This is a genomic window from Sphingomonas sp. OV641, from assembly GCF_900109205.1.
Taxonomy (GTDB): Bacteria; Pseudomonadota; Alphaproteobacteria; order Sphingomonadales; family Sphingomonadaceae; genus Sphingomonas.
Window position 1 is genome coordinate 69800 of record NZ_FNZB01000003.1, and the last position, 16862, is coordinate 86661.

At 65.9% G+C, this 16862-nt stretch carries 19 protein-coding genes and 1 other annotated feature; of the genes, 10 read left to right on the top strand and 9 right to left on the bottom strand.

Translation table 11 applies throughout. The features are described from left to right. The first annotated feature begins 306 nt into the window (after positions 1–306). Positions 307–1272 (top strand): retropepsin-like aspartic protease, encoded by a 966-nt coding sequence (locus BMX36_RS14280; protein WP_177179159.1) that lies wholly within the window; start codon positions 307–309, stop codon positions 1270–1272. A 179-nt stretch (positions 1273–1451) separates the two neighbouring features. Here BMX36_RS14280 and BMX36_RS14285 read toward each other — a convergent pair whose 3' ends face one another. The 4 genes from BMX36_RS14285 to BMX36_RS14300 all read right to left on the bottom strand — a co-directional run bounded on the left by BMX36_RS14285 (position 1452) and on the right by BMX36_RS14300 (position 4070). Next, a complete protein-coding gene (locus BMX36_RS14285) occupies positions 1452–2789 on the bottom strand; it encodes an ammonium transporter (RefSeq protein WP_066781917.1) in 1338 nt (445 codons plus the stop codon). Between the two features lie 12 nt (positions 2790–2801). Beyond that, a complete protein-coding gene (locus tag BMX36_RS14290) occupies positions 2802–3140 on the bottom strand; it encodes a P-II family nitrogen regulator (protein WP_066781918.1) in 339 nt (112 codons plus the stop codon). Between the two features lie 132 nt (positions 3141–3272). Then, positions 3273–3473 carry a putative signal transducing protein gene (locus tag BMX36_RS14295; protein WP_093066971.1) on the bottom strand — a complete coding sequence of 67 codons (201 nt, stop codon included), beginning with the start codon at positions 3471–3473 and terminating at the stop codon, positions 3273–3275. Positions 3474–3515: 42 nt separating this feature from the next. After that, positions 3516–4070 (bottom strand): pyridoxamine 5'-phosphate oxidase family protein, encoded by a 555-nt coding sequence (locus tag BMX36_RS14300; protein ID WP_066781919.1) that lies wholly within the window; start codon positions 4068–4070, stop codon positions 3516–3518. A gap of 52 nt (positions 4071–4122) precedes the next feature. On the opposite strand from BMX36_RS14300, the gene BMX36_RS14305 reads away from it, so the two are divergent. Together BMX36_RS14305 and BMX36_RS21945 are read left to right on the top strand one after the other, a co-directional pair. After that, positions 4123–4368 carry a type II toxin-antitoxin system CcdA family antitoxin gene (locus tag BMX36_RS14305; RefSeq protein ID WP_093066553.1) on the top strand — a complete coding sequence of 82 codons (246 nt, stop codon included), beginning with the start codon at positions 4123–4125 and terminating at the stop codon, positions 4366–4368. 118 nt (positions 4369–4486) lie between these two features. Then, positions 4487–4663 (top strand): CcdB family protein, encoded by a 177-nt coding sequence (locus tag BMX36_RS21945; protein WP_218142178.1) that lies wholly within the window; start codon positions 4487–4489, stop codon positions 4661–4663. A 9-nt stretch (positions 4664–4672) separates the two neighbouring features. On the opposite strand, the gene tldD is transcribed toward BMX36_RS21945, so the two are convergent. Next, entirely contained in the window at positions 4673–6097 is a 1425-nt protein-coding gene (gene tldD, locus BMX36_RS14315; RefSeq protein ID WP_093066555.1) for a metalloprotease TldD, read from the bottom strand. A gap of 179 nt (positions 6098–6276) precedes the next feature. Beyond that, positions 6277–6507, bottom strand: a complete 231-nt coding sequence (locus BMX36_RS14320) for a zinc-finger domain-containing protein (protein WP_066781922.1) — start codon at positions 6505–6507, stop codon at positions 6277–6279. A 66-nt stretch (positions 6508–6573) separates the two neighbouring features. Here BMX36_RS14320 and BMX36_RS14325 point away from each other — a divergent pair, with 66 nt between their 5' ends. Further along, positions 6574–7494, top strand: coding sequence for an ABC transporter ATP-binding protein (locus BMX36_RS14325; RefSeq protein ID WP_066781923.1), 921 nt, complete (start codon positions 6574–6576; stop codon positions 7492–7494). 71 nt (positions 7495–7565) lie between these two features. On the opposite strand, the gene BMX36_RS14330 is transcribed toward BMX36_RS14325, so the two are convergent. After that, a complete protein-coding gene (locus tag BMX36_RS14330; protein ID WP_093066557.1) occupies positions 7566–8495 on the bottom strand; it encodes a DUF808 domain-containing protein in 930 nt (309 codons plus the stop codon). A gap of 267 nt (positions 8496–8762) precedes the next feature. Here BMX36_RS14330 and BMX36_RS14335 point away from each other — a divergent pair, with 267 nt between their 5' ends. The 6 genes from BMX36_RS14335 (at position 8763) to BMX36_RS14360 (ending at position 14643) form a co-directional block, all read left to right on the top strand. After that, a complete protein-coding gene (locus BMX36_RS14335; RefSeq protein ID WP_093066559.1) occupies positions 8763–10823 on the top strand; it encodes a S9 family peptidase in 2061 nt (686 codons plus the stop codon). Between the two features lie 34 nt (positions 10824–10857). Next, on the top strand, positions 10858–11418 hold the full coding sequence (locus BMX36_RS14340) for a DedA family protein (RefSeq protein WP_093066561.1): 561 nt from the start codon (positions 10858–10860) through the stop codon (positions 11416–11418). Next, entirely contained in the window at positions 11415–11807 is a 393-nt protein-coding gene (locus tag BMX36_RS14345; RefSeq protein WP_093066563.1) for an acyl-CoA thioesterase, read from the top strand. The genes BMX36_RS14340 and BMX36_RS14345 overlap by 4 nt, the downstream gene beginning before the upstream one ends. A 71-nt stretch (positions 11808–11878) precedes the next feature. After that, positions 11879–12640, top strand: a complete 762-nt coding sequence (locus BMX36_RS14350) for a ZIP family metal transporter (protein WP_066781928.1) — start codon at positions 11879–11881, stop codon at positions 12638–12640. Positions 12641–12692: 52 nt separating this feature from the next. Further along, positions 12693–12748, top strand: a sequence feature (sul1 is cis-regulatory element that is thought to sense ions involved in sulfur or methionine metabolism; They are found in Alphaproteobacteria). Positions 12749–12814: 66 nt separating this feature from the next. After that, complete coding sequence (locus BMX36_RS14355) at positions 12815–14299, top strand: SulP family inorganic anion transporter (protein WP_093066565.1); 1485 nt, start codon at positions 12815–12817, stop codon at positions 14297–14299. Positions 14300–14385: 86 nt separating this feature from the next. Continuing rightward, the gene (locus tag BMX36_RS14360) at positions 14386–14643 is read left to right on the top strand and encodes a hypothetical protein (RefSeq protein WP_143058577.1); all 258 of its coding nucleotides are present in this window, start codon (positions 14386–14388) and stop codon (positions 14641–14643) included. Positions 14644–14701: 58 nt separating this feature from the next. Here the strand turns inward: BMX36_RS14360 and BMX36_RS14365 are convergent, their stop codons facing one another. Both BMX36_RS14365 and BMX36_RS14370 read right to left on the bottom strand, forming a co-directional pair. Next, positions 14702–15895, bottom strand: a complete 1194-nt coding sequence (locus BMX36_RS14365) for a multidrug effflux MFS transporter (protein ID WP_066781931.1) — start codon at positions 15893–15895, stop codon at positions 14702–14704. 81 nt (positions 15896–15976) lie between these two features. Beyond that, positions 15977–16861: a transglutaminase family protein gene (locus BMX36_RS14370; protein ID WP_093066973.1), complete on the bottom strand. Its 885-nt coding sequence runs from the start codon at positions 16859–16861 to the stop codon at positions 15977–15979. Position 16862 lies beyond the last annotated feature (1 nt).

The following is a 16862-nucleotide window of genomic DNA, read 5'->3' on the forward strand; positions in this document are numbered from 1 at the left end:
CTCGAAAGTGCCGGGCTGACGCGCTCCTTGGTTGAGCAAGCAGGTTCGCAGAGGCCTCGCATCCGACGGAGAGCCGGATCAGGTCGGGTGATCAAGCTCTGCGGTGTTTGACGTAGCGAACCGGCGATGGGGGGGAGACACCCGCCTGTCGGCTTATGGTCATCTGGTCAGCCAACCATTGCCGAACCTCGCGCTATTGTCAGTTCCCTCGCACGCATTGCGCGGCTGCTCGCACGCTTGCGTCGCGCAAAACAAGCTTGGCGATATTCGTTTGACAAAGGTCCGGATCGGGCGCTTCCTGCCGGTATGCGCCGCTGGTTCGCTTTGCCACTCCTCGCGCTGCTCGCCAACATGGAGCCGCAGCAGCCGGTCAATGCGCCGGCCACGGCGAACCTGCCGGTCACGCCAAATCTGCCGATCACGGACGTCGCCGAGCCCAGCCTGGCCGAACAGCTCGCCTTCGGGGACGAAGGGCCGCGGATGACCGTGCCGGTGCAGATTGCCGGCGCCGGGCCGTTCGAGTTCATCATCGACACGGGCGCCCAGCGCACGGTGATCAGCCGCGAACTTGCCGGAAAGCTGAACCTGCCGGGCGGCCGCATGGTGCGGCTGACCGGGATGACGGGCACGCAGGACGTGGGCACCGTCGTCATCCCCTCCATTTCCGTCAGCACGCTGGGCGGCGAGCGGATCGAGGCACCGGCGCTGTCCGCCGCGCATCTCGGCGCGCCCGGCATGCTTGGGATCGATGCCTTGCAGGGCCATGCGCTCGCCATCGATTTCGACAATCAGCGCATGACCGTCACGCCGGCCCGAAAGCGCGGGGAACGGGTCCGCCGCGCGCCGGACGAGATCGTCATCCAGGCGCGCAGCCTGTTCGGCCAATTGGTCGTGACGGACGCCAGGGTAGGCGGCGAGCGGGTGCGCGTGATCCTCGATACCGGCAGCGCGGTGTCGATGGGCAACATGGCGTTGCGCAAGCGGCTGGCGAAGCGCGGCAAGGTCACGCCGATTACGCTCATCAGCGTCACCGGCGGTCAGCTCGTCGCCGATTACGGCACGGTCGGCCTCGTGAAGATCGGCGATGCCGAGATCCATGACATGCCGGTCGCCTTTGCCGATGCGCCGCCGTTCCGCGCCTTCGGCCTCGAAAAGAAACCGGCGATCATGCTTGGCATGGATGTGCTGAAGCTGTTCACCCGCGTCCAGATCGATTTCGCCAACCGCGAATTGCGCCTGCTGCTGCCGCGCGGCGCCTCCCGCCGGGGGTGAGGCCGAGCACCGACTAGGGATGGCCGATTAGTGCCGCCGGGCGGCCGTACCAAGGCTGGCCGGACTGCGTTCACGGCCAGTCGAACATGAAAAGAGGCCCGGTACTTTCGTACCGGGCCTGAGTGTGTCCGCAGGAGGAACATGGTTTGGGTGCCGGCCGCAGCCGGCCCCCAATCTCGTCAATAATTGTAGGCGCGCTCGCCATGCTCGCCGAGGTCGAGGCCTTCGCGCTCCACCTCTTCGCTGACGCGCAGGCCCGTCGCCGCCTTGGCGATGGTGAAGGCGATGCCCGATCCGACCGCTGCCCAGACCACGGAGATCACCACCGCGATGACCTGGGTCATCAGCTGCGGCGCCAGTGCATAATCGGCAGCGCCCGGCCCGCCGAGGCCCGGCAGCATGGTGAAAGCGGTGCCGATCGAGCCGACGATGCCGCCCAGCCCATGGATACCGAAAGCATCAAGCGAGTCGTCCAGGTTCAGCTTCGGCTTCACCGACACCACGAAGAAGGCGCAGACGATCGCCGCGATCGCACCCAGCAGGATGGCGCCGAACGGACCGGAATTGCCGGCCGCCGGGGTGACCGCAACGAGGCCGGCGATCGCACCCGAGCAGGCGCCCAGCAGCGAGCCCTTGTGGCCAAGCGCACGCTCGGTCAGCATCCAGAACAGGACGCCAGCGGCCGTGGCGACGAAGGTGTTGATCATCGCCAGCGCGGCCGAGCCGTTGGCTTCCAGCGCGGAGCCGGCGTTGAAGCCGAACCAGCCCACCCAGAGCAGGCCAGTGCCGATCAGCGTCATGACCAGCGAATGCGGGGCCATGATGTCCTTCTTGTAGCCCAGGCGCGGGCCGAGGATGATCGCACCGACCAGCGCCGAGATACCGGCGTTGATGTGCACCACCGTGCCACCGGCGAAGTCGAGCGCTGCCGGCTCCCAGTTGAAGAGCAGGCCATTGCCCGCCCACACCATGTGCGCGATCGGAAAATAGACGATCGTCAGCCAGATGAGGGCGAACACCATCAGGCCGGCGAACTTCATCCGCTCCACCAAGCCGCCGATCACGAGGCTGACGGTGATGGCGGCGAACGTCATCTGGAAGGCGATGAAGACGAATTCCGGGATCACGACGCCGTCGGTGAAGGTTGCGGCGGTCGAATCCGCGGTCACGCCGGCGAGGAACAGCTTGCCGAAGCCGGAGATGAAGGCATTGCCGCCGTCACCAAACGCCATGGTATAGCCGTAGATCACCCAGATGATCATCGCGAAGCTGGCCACCGCCAGGATCTGCGTCAGCACCGACAACATGTTCTTGGTGCGCACCAGGCCGCCGTAGAACAGCGCCAGTCCCGGCACGATCATGGTCATGACGAGAACGGTGGAAATCATCATCCACGCCGTGTCGCCCTTGTCCGGCACGGGTGTGGCAGCGGTCGCTTCCTGTGCCCAGGCAGGCAGCGCCGCGCATGCGGCGGCGCCAAGTCCGAGGGCGCCGGCAATCTTCAATGCTTGCTTCATGCTCATCCCCCCTCAGAGCGCCGTGTCGTCGGTCTCGCCGGTGCGGATGCGCACGGCCTGCCCGACATCGAGGACGAAGATCTTGCCGTCGCCAATGGCGCCGGTGTTGGCCGAGGATTGGATCGCCTCCACGACCCGGTCCGCCAGATTGGCGGCGCAGACGACCTCGATCTTGATCTTGGGCACCATGTTGGTGCTGTATTCGGCCCCGCGGTAGATTTCGGTCTGGCCCTTCTGCCGCCCAAAACCCTTGACCTCGGTGACCGTCATCCCCGCCACCCCGATCGTGGTGAGCGCTTCTCTCACCTCGTCCAGTTTGAACGGCTTGATGATGGCTATGACCAGTTTCATCGCGCCCCCTTCCCGTTGTCCCGGGAAAGAGCATCGCAACCCCCGTGCCAAATGCCTGACGGACGAGAACAGGGCGCCGACGGGTTAAGGTATGTGTCAGTTTTTGTGCAGATGCGAGCGGCTGCTCAATTATTAGGCAGAATTTGCCACATCCCGGGCGCGATCGAGGTCATCCTCATCCACCATCACCCGCACGGGGATGAGCAGCCAGCTTCCGTCCGCAATCGATGCGCCAGCGTCGAAGGCAAGCGCGGGAATGCCTTCGCTCTTCAATCGCCCGACCAGGATATTGGCGAGGTTGCGATCGTAGCGGCCGAGTTCCACGAGGCTCATGATCATGCAACGTGCCGGCGCGTGGTTCGTGCCGCCGATAGATCAGCCGGGCAGGGCATCGGGCAGGCGCGTCGGCAGGCCATCGATGCTCTTGCCGTCCACCGCGCGCCAATAATCCAGCCGATCCTCGTCGCTATATTTGGCGTTGTACTTGTTCAGCGTCTCGCGCGGATGCTCCAGCGTCATCTGCGGCACGCCCCATCCGCACGATGTCTGCACCTGATCGATCGCGATGACGAAGATCTGGCGCGTGCCCGGCAACGGCGTGAACTGCGCGTGCAGCGCAGTCCATTCGGCATCCTGCGGCAGCACGGCGCGCCCTTTGCCATAGATGCGGAAGATCAGCGCCGGCTGATCGAAGGCGCAGAACATGATGGTGATGCGCCCATCCGCCAGCAGGTGCGCATTGGTTTCATTGCCCGATCCGACCACGTCCAGATAGGCAACGGTGCGATCGTCCAGCACGCGGAAGCTGTCCATGCCCTTGGGACTGAGATTGATCCGCGATCCTTCCGCGGCGGTGGCGACGAAGAAGACGGGTTGGCGTTCGACGAACAGGCGGTGCGCATCGGAGAGGGCGGGGAAGAACTCGGCCATGGTGAATGCTCCTCGCGTTGACGCGTGTCTCTCATGCGTAAATTTCAGGCGCATGAAGCGTGACCCCATCGCCTCCGGAAAGCGGAAGCCGGTCAACATGTCGATCGATACCGGTATCGTCGCCTTCGCGCGAGAGGCGGGCGTCAACCTTTCGCAGGTTAGCGAGCCGGCGATCCGCAAGGCGGCCGAAGCCGTTCGCGCGCGGCGGTGGCAAGAGGAACATCGCGAGTGGATTGATGCGCATAACCGTTGGATCGACGAGAACGGGATTCCGTTGTCGACCCTGCGCGTGCTTTGATGGCGCCATTTGACGTCTACCGGATCAAGGACCACGGCTTCGTTCTCGACTGCCAGAGCGATCTGCTCAGCGGCCTCAGGTCGCGCGTGGTCGCACCCTTGCGCAACGCGGGAGAAGAATGGGCTGGCCCGAGCGCTTGAACCCGCGTTTTGAAATCGACGGGCAGGAACTGCGCATGGCCACCCAGTTCATGAGGGCGGTGGAACGGTCCCAGCTAAGGGACAAGGTTGCTTCACTCGCGGACCGCGATCATGTCATAAAATCTGCGATCGACGGGCTGATCTCCGGATTCTGATCGCCGCCGTCAGGCCGCCGTCCCACCCACGGTCAGACCGCCAACCAGCAGCGTCGGCTGGCCCACGCCGGCGGGTACGCTTTGCCCGCCCTTGCCGCACATGCCCACGCCCTCGTCCAGCGCGAAGTCGTTGCCGACGCCCAGCACCTTGGTCAGAACGGTCGGGCCGTCGCCGATCAGCGTCGCGCCCTTGATCGGAGCGCCGATCTTTCCGTTCTCCACCTTGTACGCCTCGGTGCAGGAAAAGACGAACTTGCCCGATACGATATCGACCTGACCGCCGCCGAAAGATTTGGCGAAAATGCCATTCTTCACGCGGCTGAGCAGCTCGGCAGGATCGTCGTTGCCCGCTTTCATGAAAGTGTTGGTCATGCGCGGCATCGGCGCGTGCGCGAAGCTTTCGCGCCGGCCGTTGCCGGTCGGCTCGACACCCATCAGGCGCGCGTTCAGGCGATCCTGCATATAGCCCTTGAGGAAGCCGTCCTCGATCAGGATCGTCTCGCGCGTCGGCGTGCCCTCGTCGTCAATGGTCAGAGAGCCGCGGCGATCGCGGATCGACCCGTCGTCCACCACCGTCACGCCGCGCGCCGCCACCTGCTCGCCAATCCGGCCGGAGAAGGCGCTGGTGCCCTTGCGGTTGAAATCGCCCTCCAGTCCGTGGCCGATCGCCTCATGAAGCAGCACGCCCGGCCAGCCCGGCCCGAGCAGCACGGTGAACTCGCCCGCCGGCGCGGCAACCGAATCGAGATTGACCAGCGCCTGCGCCAGCGCCTCGTCGATCGCGCGGTTCCAGGTCTTCTCATCGAAAAGGGAGTCGTAAAGGTAGCGCCCGCCGATCCCGAACGTGCCCGTTTCGCGCCGACCATTCTGTTCCACCACGATCGACACGTTCAGCCGCACCAGCGGGCGAACGTCGGTCGCGACAAAGCCATCCGGCCGGACAATCTCGACCACGCTCCAGGTGCCCGACAGACCGACCGAGACCTGCGCCACGCGCGGATCGCGCGCGCGGGCGGTGGCGTCGATCGTCTGGCAGAGGTTCACCTTATCGGCGAACGGCACCAGGTCGAGCGGATCGCCATCGGTATAGAGCCGCTGGTTGGTGCCGGTGGGCGGGCCCGCCTTGGGGCCGCTCGACGGGTCGATCAGCTGCATCGTTTCCGCAGCGCGCTTGATCGCCGCTTCCGAAAGCTCGCTCGCATGCGCAAAGGCGGTCATCTCGCCCGACACCGCGCGCAGGCCGAAGCCGGAATGCGTATCGTAGCTCGCCGTCTTCAGCCGCCCGTCATCGAAGCCGAACGCCTCGGACTTCTTGTACTGAAGGTACAATTCGCCGTCATCGGCACGGCCGAGCGCGTCGGCGGTGAGGACCTTCGCGGCGTCGGGGTCGAGCGAGTCGCGGTACAGGAACGAGCGGGGGTCGGTGGCGGTCATGTCCCTGATGTAGGGTGTTGCAGCGGGATGGCAAAGGCTGCGCCGCCAACAACAAGATCCGTCATTCCCGACCTGATCCGGGATCAATCGCGCGGCGAGCGCTGCCACCCGACTTCCAGGCGCAGCGCGGGCGGAGGATTGGACCCCGGATCAAGTGCGGGGTGACGGCGAAACCTGGATCAACGGCCCGCGCCGTCTCCATGATCCGGCAGGCTCGCCTGGTCCGCACCGTCGGCCGGGCTACCGATCAGCACGAAGCGCCGGTCGCAATAGCCGCAATCGACATAGCCCGTTTCATCGATCTCCAGCCACACGCGCGGATGGCCAAGCGCGGCGGGAATACCGTCATGCGCGCCGTCGCAGGCGACGCGGTGGTGCGAAACTCGGGTGATCTGGGGCGGCGGCAACATGGAACGCGCGTTAGCAAGGCGCAGCGCCGCTAGCAATCATCCCCGCACCCGCCTAATTCGCGAGGCATGACCGACGCAGCGATCGCCATCCAGAACCTCTGCAAGACCTATCAGGGCGGCAAGCGCGCGCTCGACGGGGTGACATTTGATGTGCCGCGCGGCCAGATCTTCGGCCTGCTCGGGCCAAATGGCGCGGGCAAGTCGACGCTGATCAACATCCTGGCCGGCCTCGTCAACAAGACCAGCGGCACGGCGTCGATCTGGGGCTTCGACATCGATGCGCATCCCCGCAATGCCAAGGCGTCGATCGGCATCGTCAATCAGGAGATCCTGTTCGATCCGTTCTTCACGCCGATCGAGACGCTGGAGATCCAGGCCGGCCTCTACGGCATTCCCAAGTCGCAGCGCCGATCGATGGAGCTGCTACGGGCCGTTCACCTCGCCGATAAGGCGGATGCTTATGCCCGCACGTTGTCGGGCGGCATGAAGCGGCGGCTGATGGTGGCCAAGGCGATGGTCCATTCGCCGCCCGTGCTGGTGCTGGACGAGCCTACCGCCGGTGTGGACATTGAGCTTCGCCAGCAGCTCTGGGCCTATGTGCGCGAACTGAACGCTGGCGGGGTCACCGTCGTGCTGACCACCCATTATCTCGAGGAAGCCGAGGAGCTGTGTGATCGCATCGCGATCATCAATCACGGCACGGTGGTGGCGAACGAGCCAACCCGCCAGCTGTTGAGCCGCGCGCAGGAGAAGGTGGTCGAAGTCACGGTGGAGCGCGATGTTTCCACGCTGCCGCAGGCGCCATGCTTCCAGAAGATCGCGCTGAAGGGCGAGCGCACGCTGGAGATCACTTATTCCAAGGATCAGGTGAATGCCGGCGAGGTGCTCGCGGCGGTACAGGGGGCCGGCTTCGCAATCGCGGACGTGTCCACGCGCGAGGCCGATCTGGAGGACGTCTTCCTCAGCCTGACGCGTAGCGCCGCGTAAGGACCCGCATCACCCGCTCCGGCCGCGCGTGGAAGTGGAAGCGCGCGGATAACGAGGCCGCAGGTGACGCCTCAATGCTTCTTCGGCTTGAGGTGAAGCAGCCCGGCGATCACGCCGCCGATCACGAAGCCGAAGACCGCCGACAGCCCCGCATTGACGACCCAAGCCGCCATGCCGCCGATCCCCGGCACTGCATGGCGCGCGGCTTCGGCGGCATGCTCGATCCATTCGGGCAAGGGCGTCAGGTGAAATTCATGCAGGCCGTGGACGATGATCTGCCCGCCCACCCACAGCATTGCCGCCGTGCCGATCGTGCCCAGCGCCTTCAGCACCACCGGCATGGCGGAAACCAGCCCGCGCCCGAGCGCCTGTGTCCCCGCGCCGGGCCGCCGCGCGAGCGACAGGCCGATGTCGTCCATCTTCACGATCAGCGCCACCGCGCCATAGACGCCCGCGGTGATCGCCAGGCCGACCAGCGCCAGCGCGATCGCCTGGTTGACGATGCTCTGGTCCGCCAGTTCCGCCAGCGCGATTGCCATGATCTCGCCCGACAGGATCAGGTCGGTGCGAATCGCCCCCGCGACCTGCCGGTCCTCCAGCTGCTTGGGATCGGTGATCTCGACCGCTTCCTCGCCGTGATGCTCGCCGCTGAGCGCCTCGATGATCTTCTCCGCGCCTTCGAAGCAGAGGAAGGCGCCGCCCGCCATCAGGATCGGGGTGATCGCCCAGGGCGCAAAGGCAGACAGGATCAGCGCGGCGGGCAGCAGGAACAGCAGCTTGTTGCGCAGGCTGCCGAGCGCGATCTTCCAGATGATCGGTAGCTCGCGCGTCGGCGACAGCCCCGTGACGTAGCGCGGGGTGACCGCCGTGTCGTCGATGACGACGCCGACCGCCTTGGATCCGGCCTTGGCCGAGGCGCCGGCTACATCGTCCAGGCTGGCCGCGGCCAGCTTTGCGAGTGCGGCAATGTCGTCGAGCAATGCGACGAGGCCACCGGCCATGTTGTAATCCCCCCTGTGTGACGGTCCCGCCCGCCATTGCCCAGGCTCAGCGCACAGGCAAGCCACTCGTTCCGGCGTTCATGGCACAAAAAAAGGGCCGACCCGCGAGGGATCGGCCATGAAAGTTTTTAGGAGAGGATGCCTGAAAGGCCCGATCCTTGTGCACCGCAACACAACATTCCGCAAGTGCAAAAGGTTTTTGCTCGATTGCAATTACTGCAATCGGCTCAGGTCGACAGAACCGTTGCTGATCGCCACAAAGGAGGAATGACGCTTCCAAAGCCCCCCGTCGCCGCCACTCGCCCCCATCAGTTCACGGCCCATGCCGTCACCATCGATGATCCCTGGGCGTGGCTGAAAGACCCGAACTATCCCGATGTGAACGACAGCGACGTCCTCGACTATCTGAAGGAGGAGAACGCCTATTTCGAGGCCGCCATGGCGCCGCACCGCCCCCTGGTCGACCGGCTCTATGAAGAGATGAAGGCGCGCATCAAGGAAGACGAGTCGTCCGTGCCGCAAAAGGACGGCGACTGGCTGTACTGGACCGCGTTCGAGACCGGCGGCCAGTATCGCAAATGGTGGCGCAAGCCCGTCGCCGGCGGGCCGGGCGAGCTGCTGCTGGACGAGCCGGCGCTGGCGGAGGGCAAGGAATATTTCCGCCTCGGCGCGTTCGCCGTGTCGAACGACGGGATGAAGCTGGCCTATGCCATCGACGATAACGGCTCCGAACGCTTCACCATCCATGTGAAGGATCTCGCCACCGGCACGCTGCTTCCCGATACGATCCCGGGCATGCTGTCCGATATCGTGTGGACCGCGGATGACAGTGGCTTCCTTTACGGCCTCGCCAACAAGGAATGGCGCACGGACAATGCCCGGCTCCACCGGCTCGGCACCGATCCTGCGCAAGATATCGAGCTCTATCACGAGGAAGATGAGGGCTATCGCGTCGCAGTGGCTGAAACCAGCGATCGCCGCTGGATCGTGATCGGGACGGGCGATCACGTGACCAGCGAGGTCCGCCTGCTCCCCGCCACCGATCCGCTGGCCGATCCGATCCTTGTCGCGCCGCGCCAGCCTGGCCGCGAATATGACGTGGACACGCACGGCGACACGTTGTTCATCCACACCAATGACGTGAACTCGATGTGGCGGCTCGTCACGGCGCCGATCAGCGCGCCGGGTGAATGGACCGAACTGATCGGCCCCTCGGCGCATTTCTACATGACGGGCGTCGAATGCTACCGTGACTTCTTCGTCGTGGAGGGGCGCGAGGACGGCCTCGATCAGGTGGCGATCCACCGCTACGACGCGCCGGCGGAGGGCGAACGGATCGCCTTTCCGGAGGCGAGCTATGCCGCTGGCCTCGGCGACAATCCCGAACATGACCAGACCGTCCTGCGCGTCGGCTACGAATCGATGGTCACGCCGGGCACCGTTTATGATTACGACACCGCCACGCGCACCCTGGCGACGCTGAAGGTGCAGGAGATCCCCTGCGGCTATGATGCCGGCCGCTATCGTACCGAGCGGCTGCACATCACTGCGCGCGATGGCACGCAAGTGCCCGTGTCGATTGTCTATCCGGCAGAATTCCCGAAGGACGGCAGCCGTCCGCTGTTCCTTTATGCTTATGGCGCCTACGGCCACGCCATCCCGCCGGGCTTTTCGACCGGGCGGCTGTCGCTGCTCGATCGCGGCTTCGCTTATGCCATCGCGCATATCCGGGGCGGTGATGATCTGGGCCAGCAATGGTATCACGACGGCAAGCTCGAAAAGCGCACCAACACGTTCAACGACTTCGTGGACGTGGCGCGCGGGCTGATCGATCAGCGCTGGACCAGCGAGGGCCGCATCGCCATCGCGGGCCGGTCCGCCGGCGGCGAGCTGATGGGCGCGGTGGTGAATTCCGATCCGGAGCTGTGGGGCGCGGTGATCGCCGACGTTCCGTTCGTCGACGTGCTGAACACGATGATGGACGAAAGCCTGCCGCTCACGCCCGGCGAATGGCCCGAATGGGGCAATCCGATCTCCGATCCCGCCGCCTTCCAGCTGATCCGCAGCTACAGCCCCTATGATAACGTCCGCGCGCAGGCCTATCCGCCGCTGTTCATTTCAGGCGGCCTCAACGATCCGCGCGTCACCTATTGGGAGCCGGCCAAATGGGCCGCGAAGCTGCGCGCGACCAAGACGGACGACAACATCCTGTTGCTGAAGACCAACATGGGCGCCGGTCACGGCGGCAAGTCCGGCCGGTTCGAAAGCCTGCGTGAAGCGGCCGAGGAACATGCCTTTGTCCTGTGGCAACTCGGCGTGGAGGCGTGAGGGGAGCGCCGGCCATGGGCCTCAGGTCCACGTCATGACCATCGAGGCGATCATCGCCCGCTGGGGTGTCGCCGCGGTGTTCGCCGGTACCATGCTGGAGGGGGAGACCGCGGTGATCGCCGGCGGGCTGATCGCGCATCAGGGGCTGATCGCCTGGCCGCTGGCGCTTGCCGCCGGGGCGTTGGGATCGTTCCTGGCGGACCAGTTCTTCTTCGCCGCCGGACGCCGCTACCGCGATCGGCCGTTCGTGCAGCGATGGATGCAGAAGCGCGCTTTTGCCAAGGCGTTGCGGCTGCTGGAGCGTTACCCCGTCGGCTTCATCTTCGCCTTCCGCTTTCTGTACGGCTTCCGCACCGTCAGCCCGCTGGCGATTGGCACCAGCCGCGTACCCGCGACGACCTTTGTCACCATCAACGCGCTTGCCGCGCTGATCTGGGCCAGCCTGTTCACGGCGCTTGGCTATTGGTTCGGTGAAGCGGTGACGGAGCTTGCCGGCCGGCTGCGCCCCAGCCGCCAGACGTTGTTGATGGGCGTGGCCGTGCTCAGCGGCGGATTCGCGATCTTTCAGTTCGTGCGGTGGTGGAAGGAACGATGAGCTTCACGAAGAGCTTCACGGCGCAGGCGGCGGACATCGATGAGCTGGGCCATGTGAACAATGCCGTCTGGGTCCGCTGGATACAGGATCTGGCGGTCGCCCATTGGGAGGCGGTTGCCCCGGCGGACCATCGCACCGCCTACGTCTGGGTCGTGACCCGGCATGAGATCGACTATCGCGGCAATCTGGCGGAGGGCGGCTTCGCCACCGGGGAGACATGGGTGCCCGATCCGCCACGCGGTGCCCGCTTCAACCGCCACTTTCGCTTCGCCGATGGCGCCGGCCGGGTGCTGGTGGAGGGGATCACCACCTGGGCGTTGCTGGACCGCGCGAGCGGGCGGCTGGTGCGCGTCCGGCCGGAGATTGCGGCACCGTTTCTGGCGCCTTGATCGCCAGCTTGGGGAGAGCTTTGCCGATCGAGGCGTTGGGCCTGTCTCATCCGGTGTGAAAGCGAGGGTCGGTGCAGGGCGCGTTGGTGGCAGGGTTCTGGGGGCTGCTGGGCGGGTCCGCGCTTGTGCTGGGTGCCGCCATCGCCTGGGTCGCAACCCTGCCGCAGCGCCTCATCGCCGCGATCATGGCGGTCGGCGCCGGCGTTCTCATCTCCGCCGTGGCCTTTGATCTGATGGACGAGGCCTATCGGCAGGGAGGCTTTACCGCCACCGCGACCGGTTTTCTGGGCGGCGCCCTGGCCTATACGATTGCCAATATCATCGTCTCGCGCCGCGGTGCGCGGCATCGCAAGCGATCCGGCTCCAATCCCGACGAGCGCCAGCATGGCGCGGTGGAAAGCTCCGGCGCGGCGATCGCGATCGGCGCTCTGCTGGACGGGATTCCCGAATCGGTGGTGATCGGGATCAGCCTGCTGGACGGGCGCGGCGTCGATGCGGTGACGGTCGCGGCGGTGTTCCTGTCGAACGTGCCGGAGGGGCTGTCGAGCGCCGCCGGCATGAAGCGCGCAGGGCGAAGCGCGCGCTACGTCTTCGGCGTGTGGGGCGGGATTGCGCTTGCGTCCGGCGTGGCGGCGATGATCGGCAATGTCGCGCTCGCCGGTGCCACGCCCGGAATGATCGCGGCCATCACCGCGCTGGCTGCCGGCGCCATTCTGGCGATGCTGGTCGATACGATGATCCCGGAAGCGACCGAAGCGACACACGATTATTCCGGCCTGATCGCCGTCAGCGGATTCCTGCTGGCCTTTGTCCTGTCGAAGTCTGGCGGCTGACGGCGCAAGGCTTGAATTCACCCTGCGCTTGCGACTAGACCAAGACCACTCGCAAGGACCCGGTGCAACTCCGGGTGGCTATCCCGGCCGCCGATCCGCCGGGCAACTCGCACATGCCCCCATCAGCCCGGCCCTGCATCAGGTGGGGCGGCGTGCGTTGTTCACCACAGGCCCATGACCCTTTTCTCCCGTGTCCGAACCGAATGGTTCGCCAGCGCCGCAGAGGCGCGCCGCGATGTCCTGGCGGGGATCGTTGTCGCCCTCGCGCTGATTCCGGAGGCGATCGGTTTCTCGATCATCGCCGGGGTTGATCCGCGCGTCGGCCTCTACGCCTCGGTGGCGATCGCCATCGTGATCTCGTTCCTTGGCGGGCGGCCTGCCATGATCTCCGCCGCCACCGCCGCCGTTGCCGTCGTGGTGACGCCGCTCGTGCGCGATCATGGCGTCGATTATCTGTTCGCCGCCACCATCCTGATGGCCGCGCTTCAGGTCGCCGCCGGCTTGCTGCGCCTCCACCTCGTCATGCAATTCGTGTCGCGCTCGGTGATCACCGGCTTCGTCAATGCGCTGGCGATCCTGATCTTCATGGCGCAGCTGCCGCAGTTCACCGGCGTCACCTGGCACACCTATGCGATGGTCGCGGCGGGGCTCGCCATCATCTATCTCCTGCCGCGGCTGACCCGCGCGGTGCCGTCGCCGCTGGTTGCAATCCTGGTGCTCGCCGGGGCCGGTGTCGCGCTTGGCCTGCCGGTCCGTACCGTCGGCGACATGGGCCAGCTGCCCCAGGGGTTCCCCAGCCTGACGCTGCCGCAGGTGCCGCTCACGCTGGAAACGCTGCGCATCATCCTCCCTTACTCACTGACCATGGCGGCCGTCGGCCTGCTCGAATCGCTGCTGACCGCGCAGATCGTGGACGACATGACCGATACGGACAGCGACAAGCGCCGCGAATGCATGGGGCAGGGCGGGGCGAATCTCGCCGCCGCGCTGGTCGGCGGCATGGGCGGCTGCGCGATGATCGGCCAATCGGTGATCAACGTCACTTCCGGCGGTCGCAAGCGGCTGTCGACCTTCGTTGCCGGCGCCTTTTTGCTGTTCCTGCTCGCGGTGCTCGGTCCTGTCGTGGGGCAGATCCCGATGCCGGCGCTGGTGGCGGTGATGATCATGGTGTCGATCGGTACCTTCAGCTGGAATTCGATTCCCAACCTGCGCCGACACCCGCCCACCTCCTCGATCGTCATGCTGGTGACGGTCGCGGTGGTCGTCACCACCCGCGATCTGGCGCAGGGGGTGCTGGCCGGTGTGCTGCTGTCGGGCATCTTCTTCGCCGGCAAGGTGCAGCGCATGTTCGCCGTGGTGCGCGAGCCGGACGGCGCGGGCACCACCTACCGGGTGGAGGGGGAGATCTTCTTCGCCTCCGTCGACCGCTTCGCGCGCGCTTTCCGTTCGGAGGAGGGGCGGCCAGTGACGATCGATGTCACCGCCGCGCATTTCTGGGACATTTCCGCCGTCGGTGCGCTCGACAAGATTGTCGCCCGCCTCCGCCGCGAAGGCTCCATCGTGTCCATCATCGGCTACAACAAGGCCAGCGCCGATCTGGTCGATCGCTTCGCCCTGCACGACAAGACTGGGGTGGAGCTGGGTGCCGTGCCGCACTGAGGGAGGGGAAGGGGAGCAACGCAATGTTCCCTTCCATTCGTCGCAAAGTTGATCTGTTATATCACGAAGCCAATTGATCCGACAGCATGGCTGACCTAACCATGGCCATGCCGTATGATGTGATTATGGCCGATCCGGTCCGGCCCCGTGGAGGCGAAAGCCCGCGCTCCTATCCGGAGGCTGATCCGCTGGCGCAGCACCTGCCGGTCCCCATCGTCTATGACGAGGCGGATCCGCTGCCGCTGACCAGGCCAGCTCGTCCGTTGCGGGGCGATACGCCGATCTTCTTCGCCGCTGCGATCATCGATCCTGCGGAACGTCAGCTGCTGCGCCCGTTCCGCTAGGCCTGACACCGCGCCCACCGTCGAGTTTCATCCCGCCGGTGGCGCAGCCGTGCCTCGATCAGCGCATTCGCGCGTGGAACAGCTCTCCGCCTTCCACCACCCAGATGATGCCCAGCACGACAAGGCCGATCGCCAGATAGCCGATCGCCAGCGGGGTGGTCGTCCCGGCATAGGATTGCCCGATCGCCGATCCCACGACGACCGCGCCGATGCTGGTGATGAAGCCCTGCAATGACGAAGCGGTGCCGGCGATATGCCCCACCGGCTCCATCGCCATTGCGCCGAAGTTCGCGCCGCACAGGCCGATGCACGTCATGCTGAGCGCCTGGAAGAAGATGTAGCTCCATAGCGTTTCCACGCCGGTCACCGTCACCGCGACATGCACGATCGACAGCGCGATCAGCCCCAGCACCGCCGTCTGCGAGATCAGGCGCGTGCCAAGCCGTTCGACCAGCTTGGCATTCATGAAGGACGCCGCGCCCATCGCGCAGGCGCAAATGGCGAACAGCAGGGTGAAGCGGTCGCCCGCGCCGAATTCATCGACGAAGATCTGCTGTGACAGCGATACGAAGGCGATGATCCCGCCAAAGGTCAGCGACGCTGCAATGGCATAGCCCAGCGAATATCGGTTGGTGAGCGTCAGCCGGTAGTTGGCGCTGAGCGTCGCCAGCGAGATCGGCACGCGCCGTGCCACCGGCAGCGTTTCCGGCAGGCGCACCAGCGTCCAGGCGAGCACCAGGGCCGCAAAGCCGCCCAACGCGTAGAAGATGAAGCGCCACGGCCCGAACGCCAGCAGCAGCTGCCCCAGCGAGGGCGCCAGGATCGGCACCAGGAAGAAGATCATCTGCGCCACCGACATGGTTCGCGCCATTTGTCGCCCGGATGAACCGTCACGAACGATGGCAACCGCCAGCACCCGTGTCGATGCCGACATCAGCCCCTGCAGCAGCCGCGCGCCCAGCAGCGCGGCGAAGCTCGCCGATCCCGCGGCAAAGATGCTCGCTCCGACGAATCCCGCCAGCGTCAGCGTCAGCACTGGCCGCCGGCCATAACGATCGGCCAGCGGGCCATAGAGCAGCTGCCCGGCGCCAAAGCCGACCATATAGACGGTGATGATCCATTGGCGGTGATTGGCCTGGGTCACGCCCAGTTCGTGCCCGATGTCGGCCAGCGACGGCAGCATCAGGTCCACGCCGAACGCATTCACCGCCATGACGGCGGCGACAAAGGCGACGAATTCGCGGGGATGCATGCCGGGCGGTGCGGGATGGGAAGTCATGCGCCTGCCTATCGGGACAGGAACGCCGCGGCACAAGCGCCGCTTTGCCCGTTGTCAGCCTTCCTCGACCGGCGCGACATCGACGGAGACGCTCATCTCCTGTGCGCCCGACCCCAGGACGACGCCATCAACCGGGGCAATTTCGGCATAGTCGCGGCCCACCGCCACCACGATATGGTCGCTCGCCATCCAGATGCCGTTGGTGGGATCCAGCCCGATCCAGCCGCGCGACGGCCCGCACCACAGCAGGACCCAGGCATGGGTCGCATCGGCGCCGACCAGCCGCTCCTGCCCGGGTGGCGGAATGGTGCGGATATAACCCGAGGCATAGGCCGCCGGCAGCCCGGCGGCGCGCAGCCCGGTGATCATGATCTGCGCGAAATCCTGGCAGACGCCGCGGCGCTTGGCGAAGGCTTCGTGCGGCGGCGTATCCACTAGCGTCGCCGCCGGATCGAACTCGAAATCGCGCTGGATGCGGCGGGCAAGGGCGATGCCCGCATCCAGCGCGTTGCGCCCCGGCTCCAGATCGGGCGCGCAATAAGCGGCAATTTCCCGGTCGAGCGGGATCAGGGGGGAGGGGAACAGATAGCTGGAGGGGCCCGCGGCGGTAAGGTCGCGGCTGTCGCGCGCCATTACCGCTACTTCGCCCAGCGTCGGATCGCCTGTTTCGGGGTTGGGCACCAGCCGGTCCACAGCGATGCGCGCGATGCTTTCGATCGTCAGCCGGCGCACCGGTTCGTCCACCGTCAGCCGCGTGACATTGGCCAGCCCCGCCTCGGCCCGCGCCGGCGTGGTCCGCCCGGCCGGCGACACGCGCAGCATATAGGAGTCCAGCCGTTGGCCGGGCCAGTCGATCGGCTCCAGCCGCAGGTTGCACCGGGCGAACTTGACGTGCGCGCCATAATCGAAGCGCGTGATATGAGCGATGTCGTAGATCATG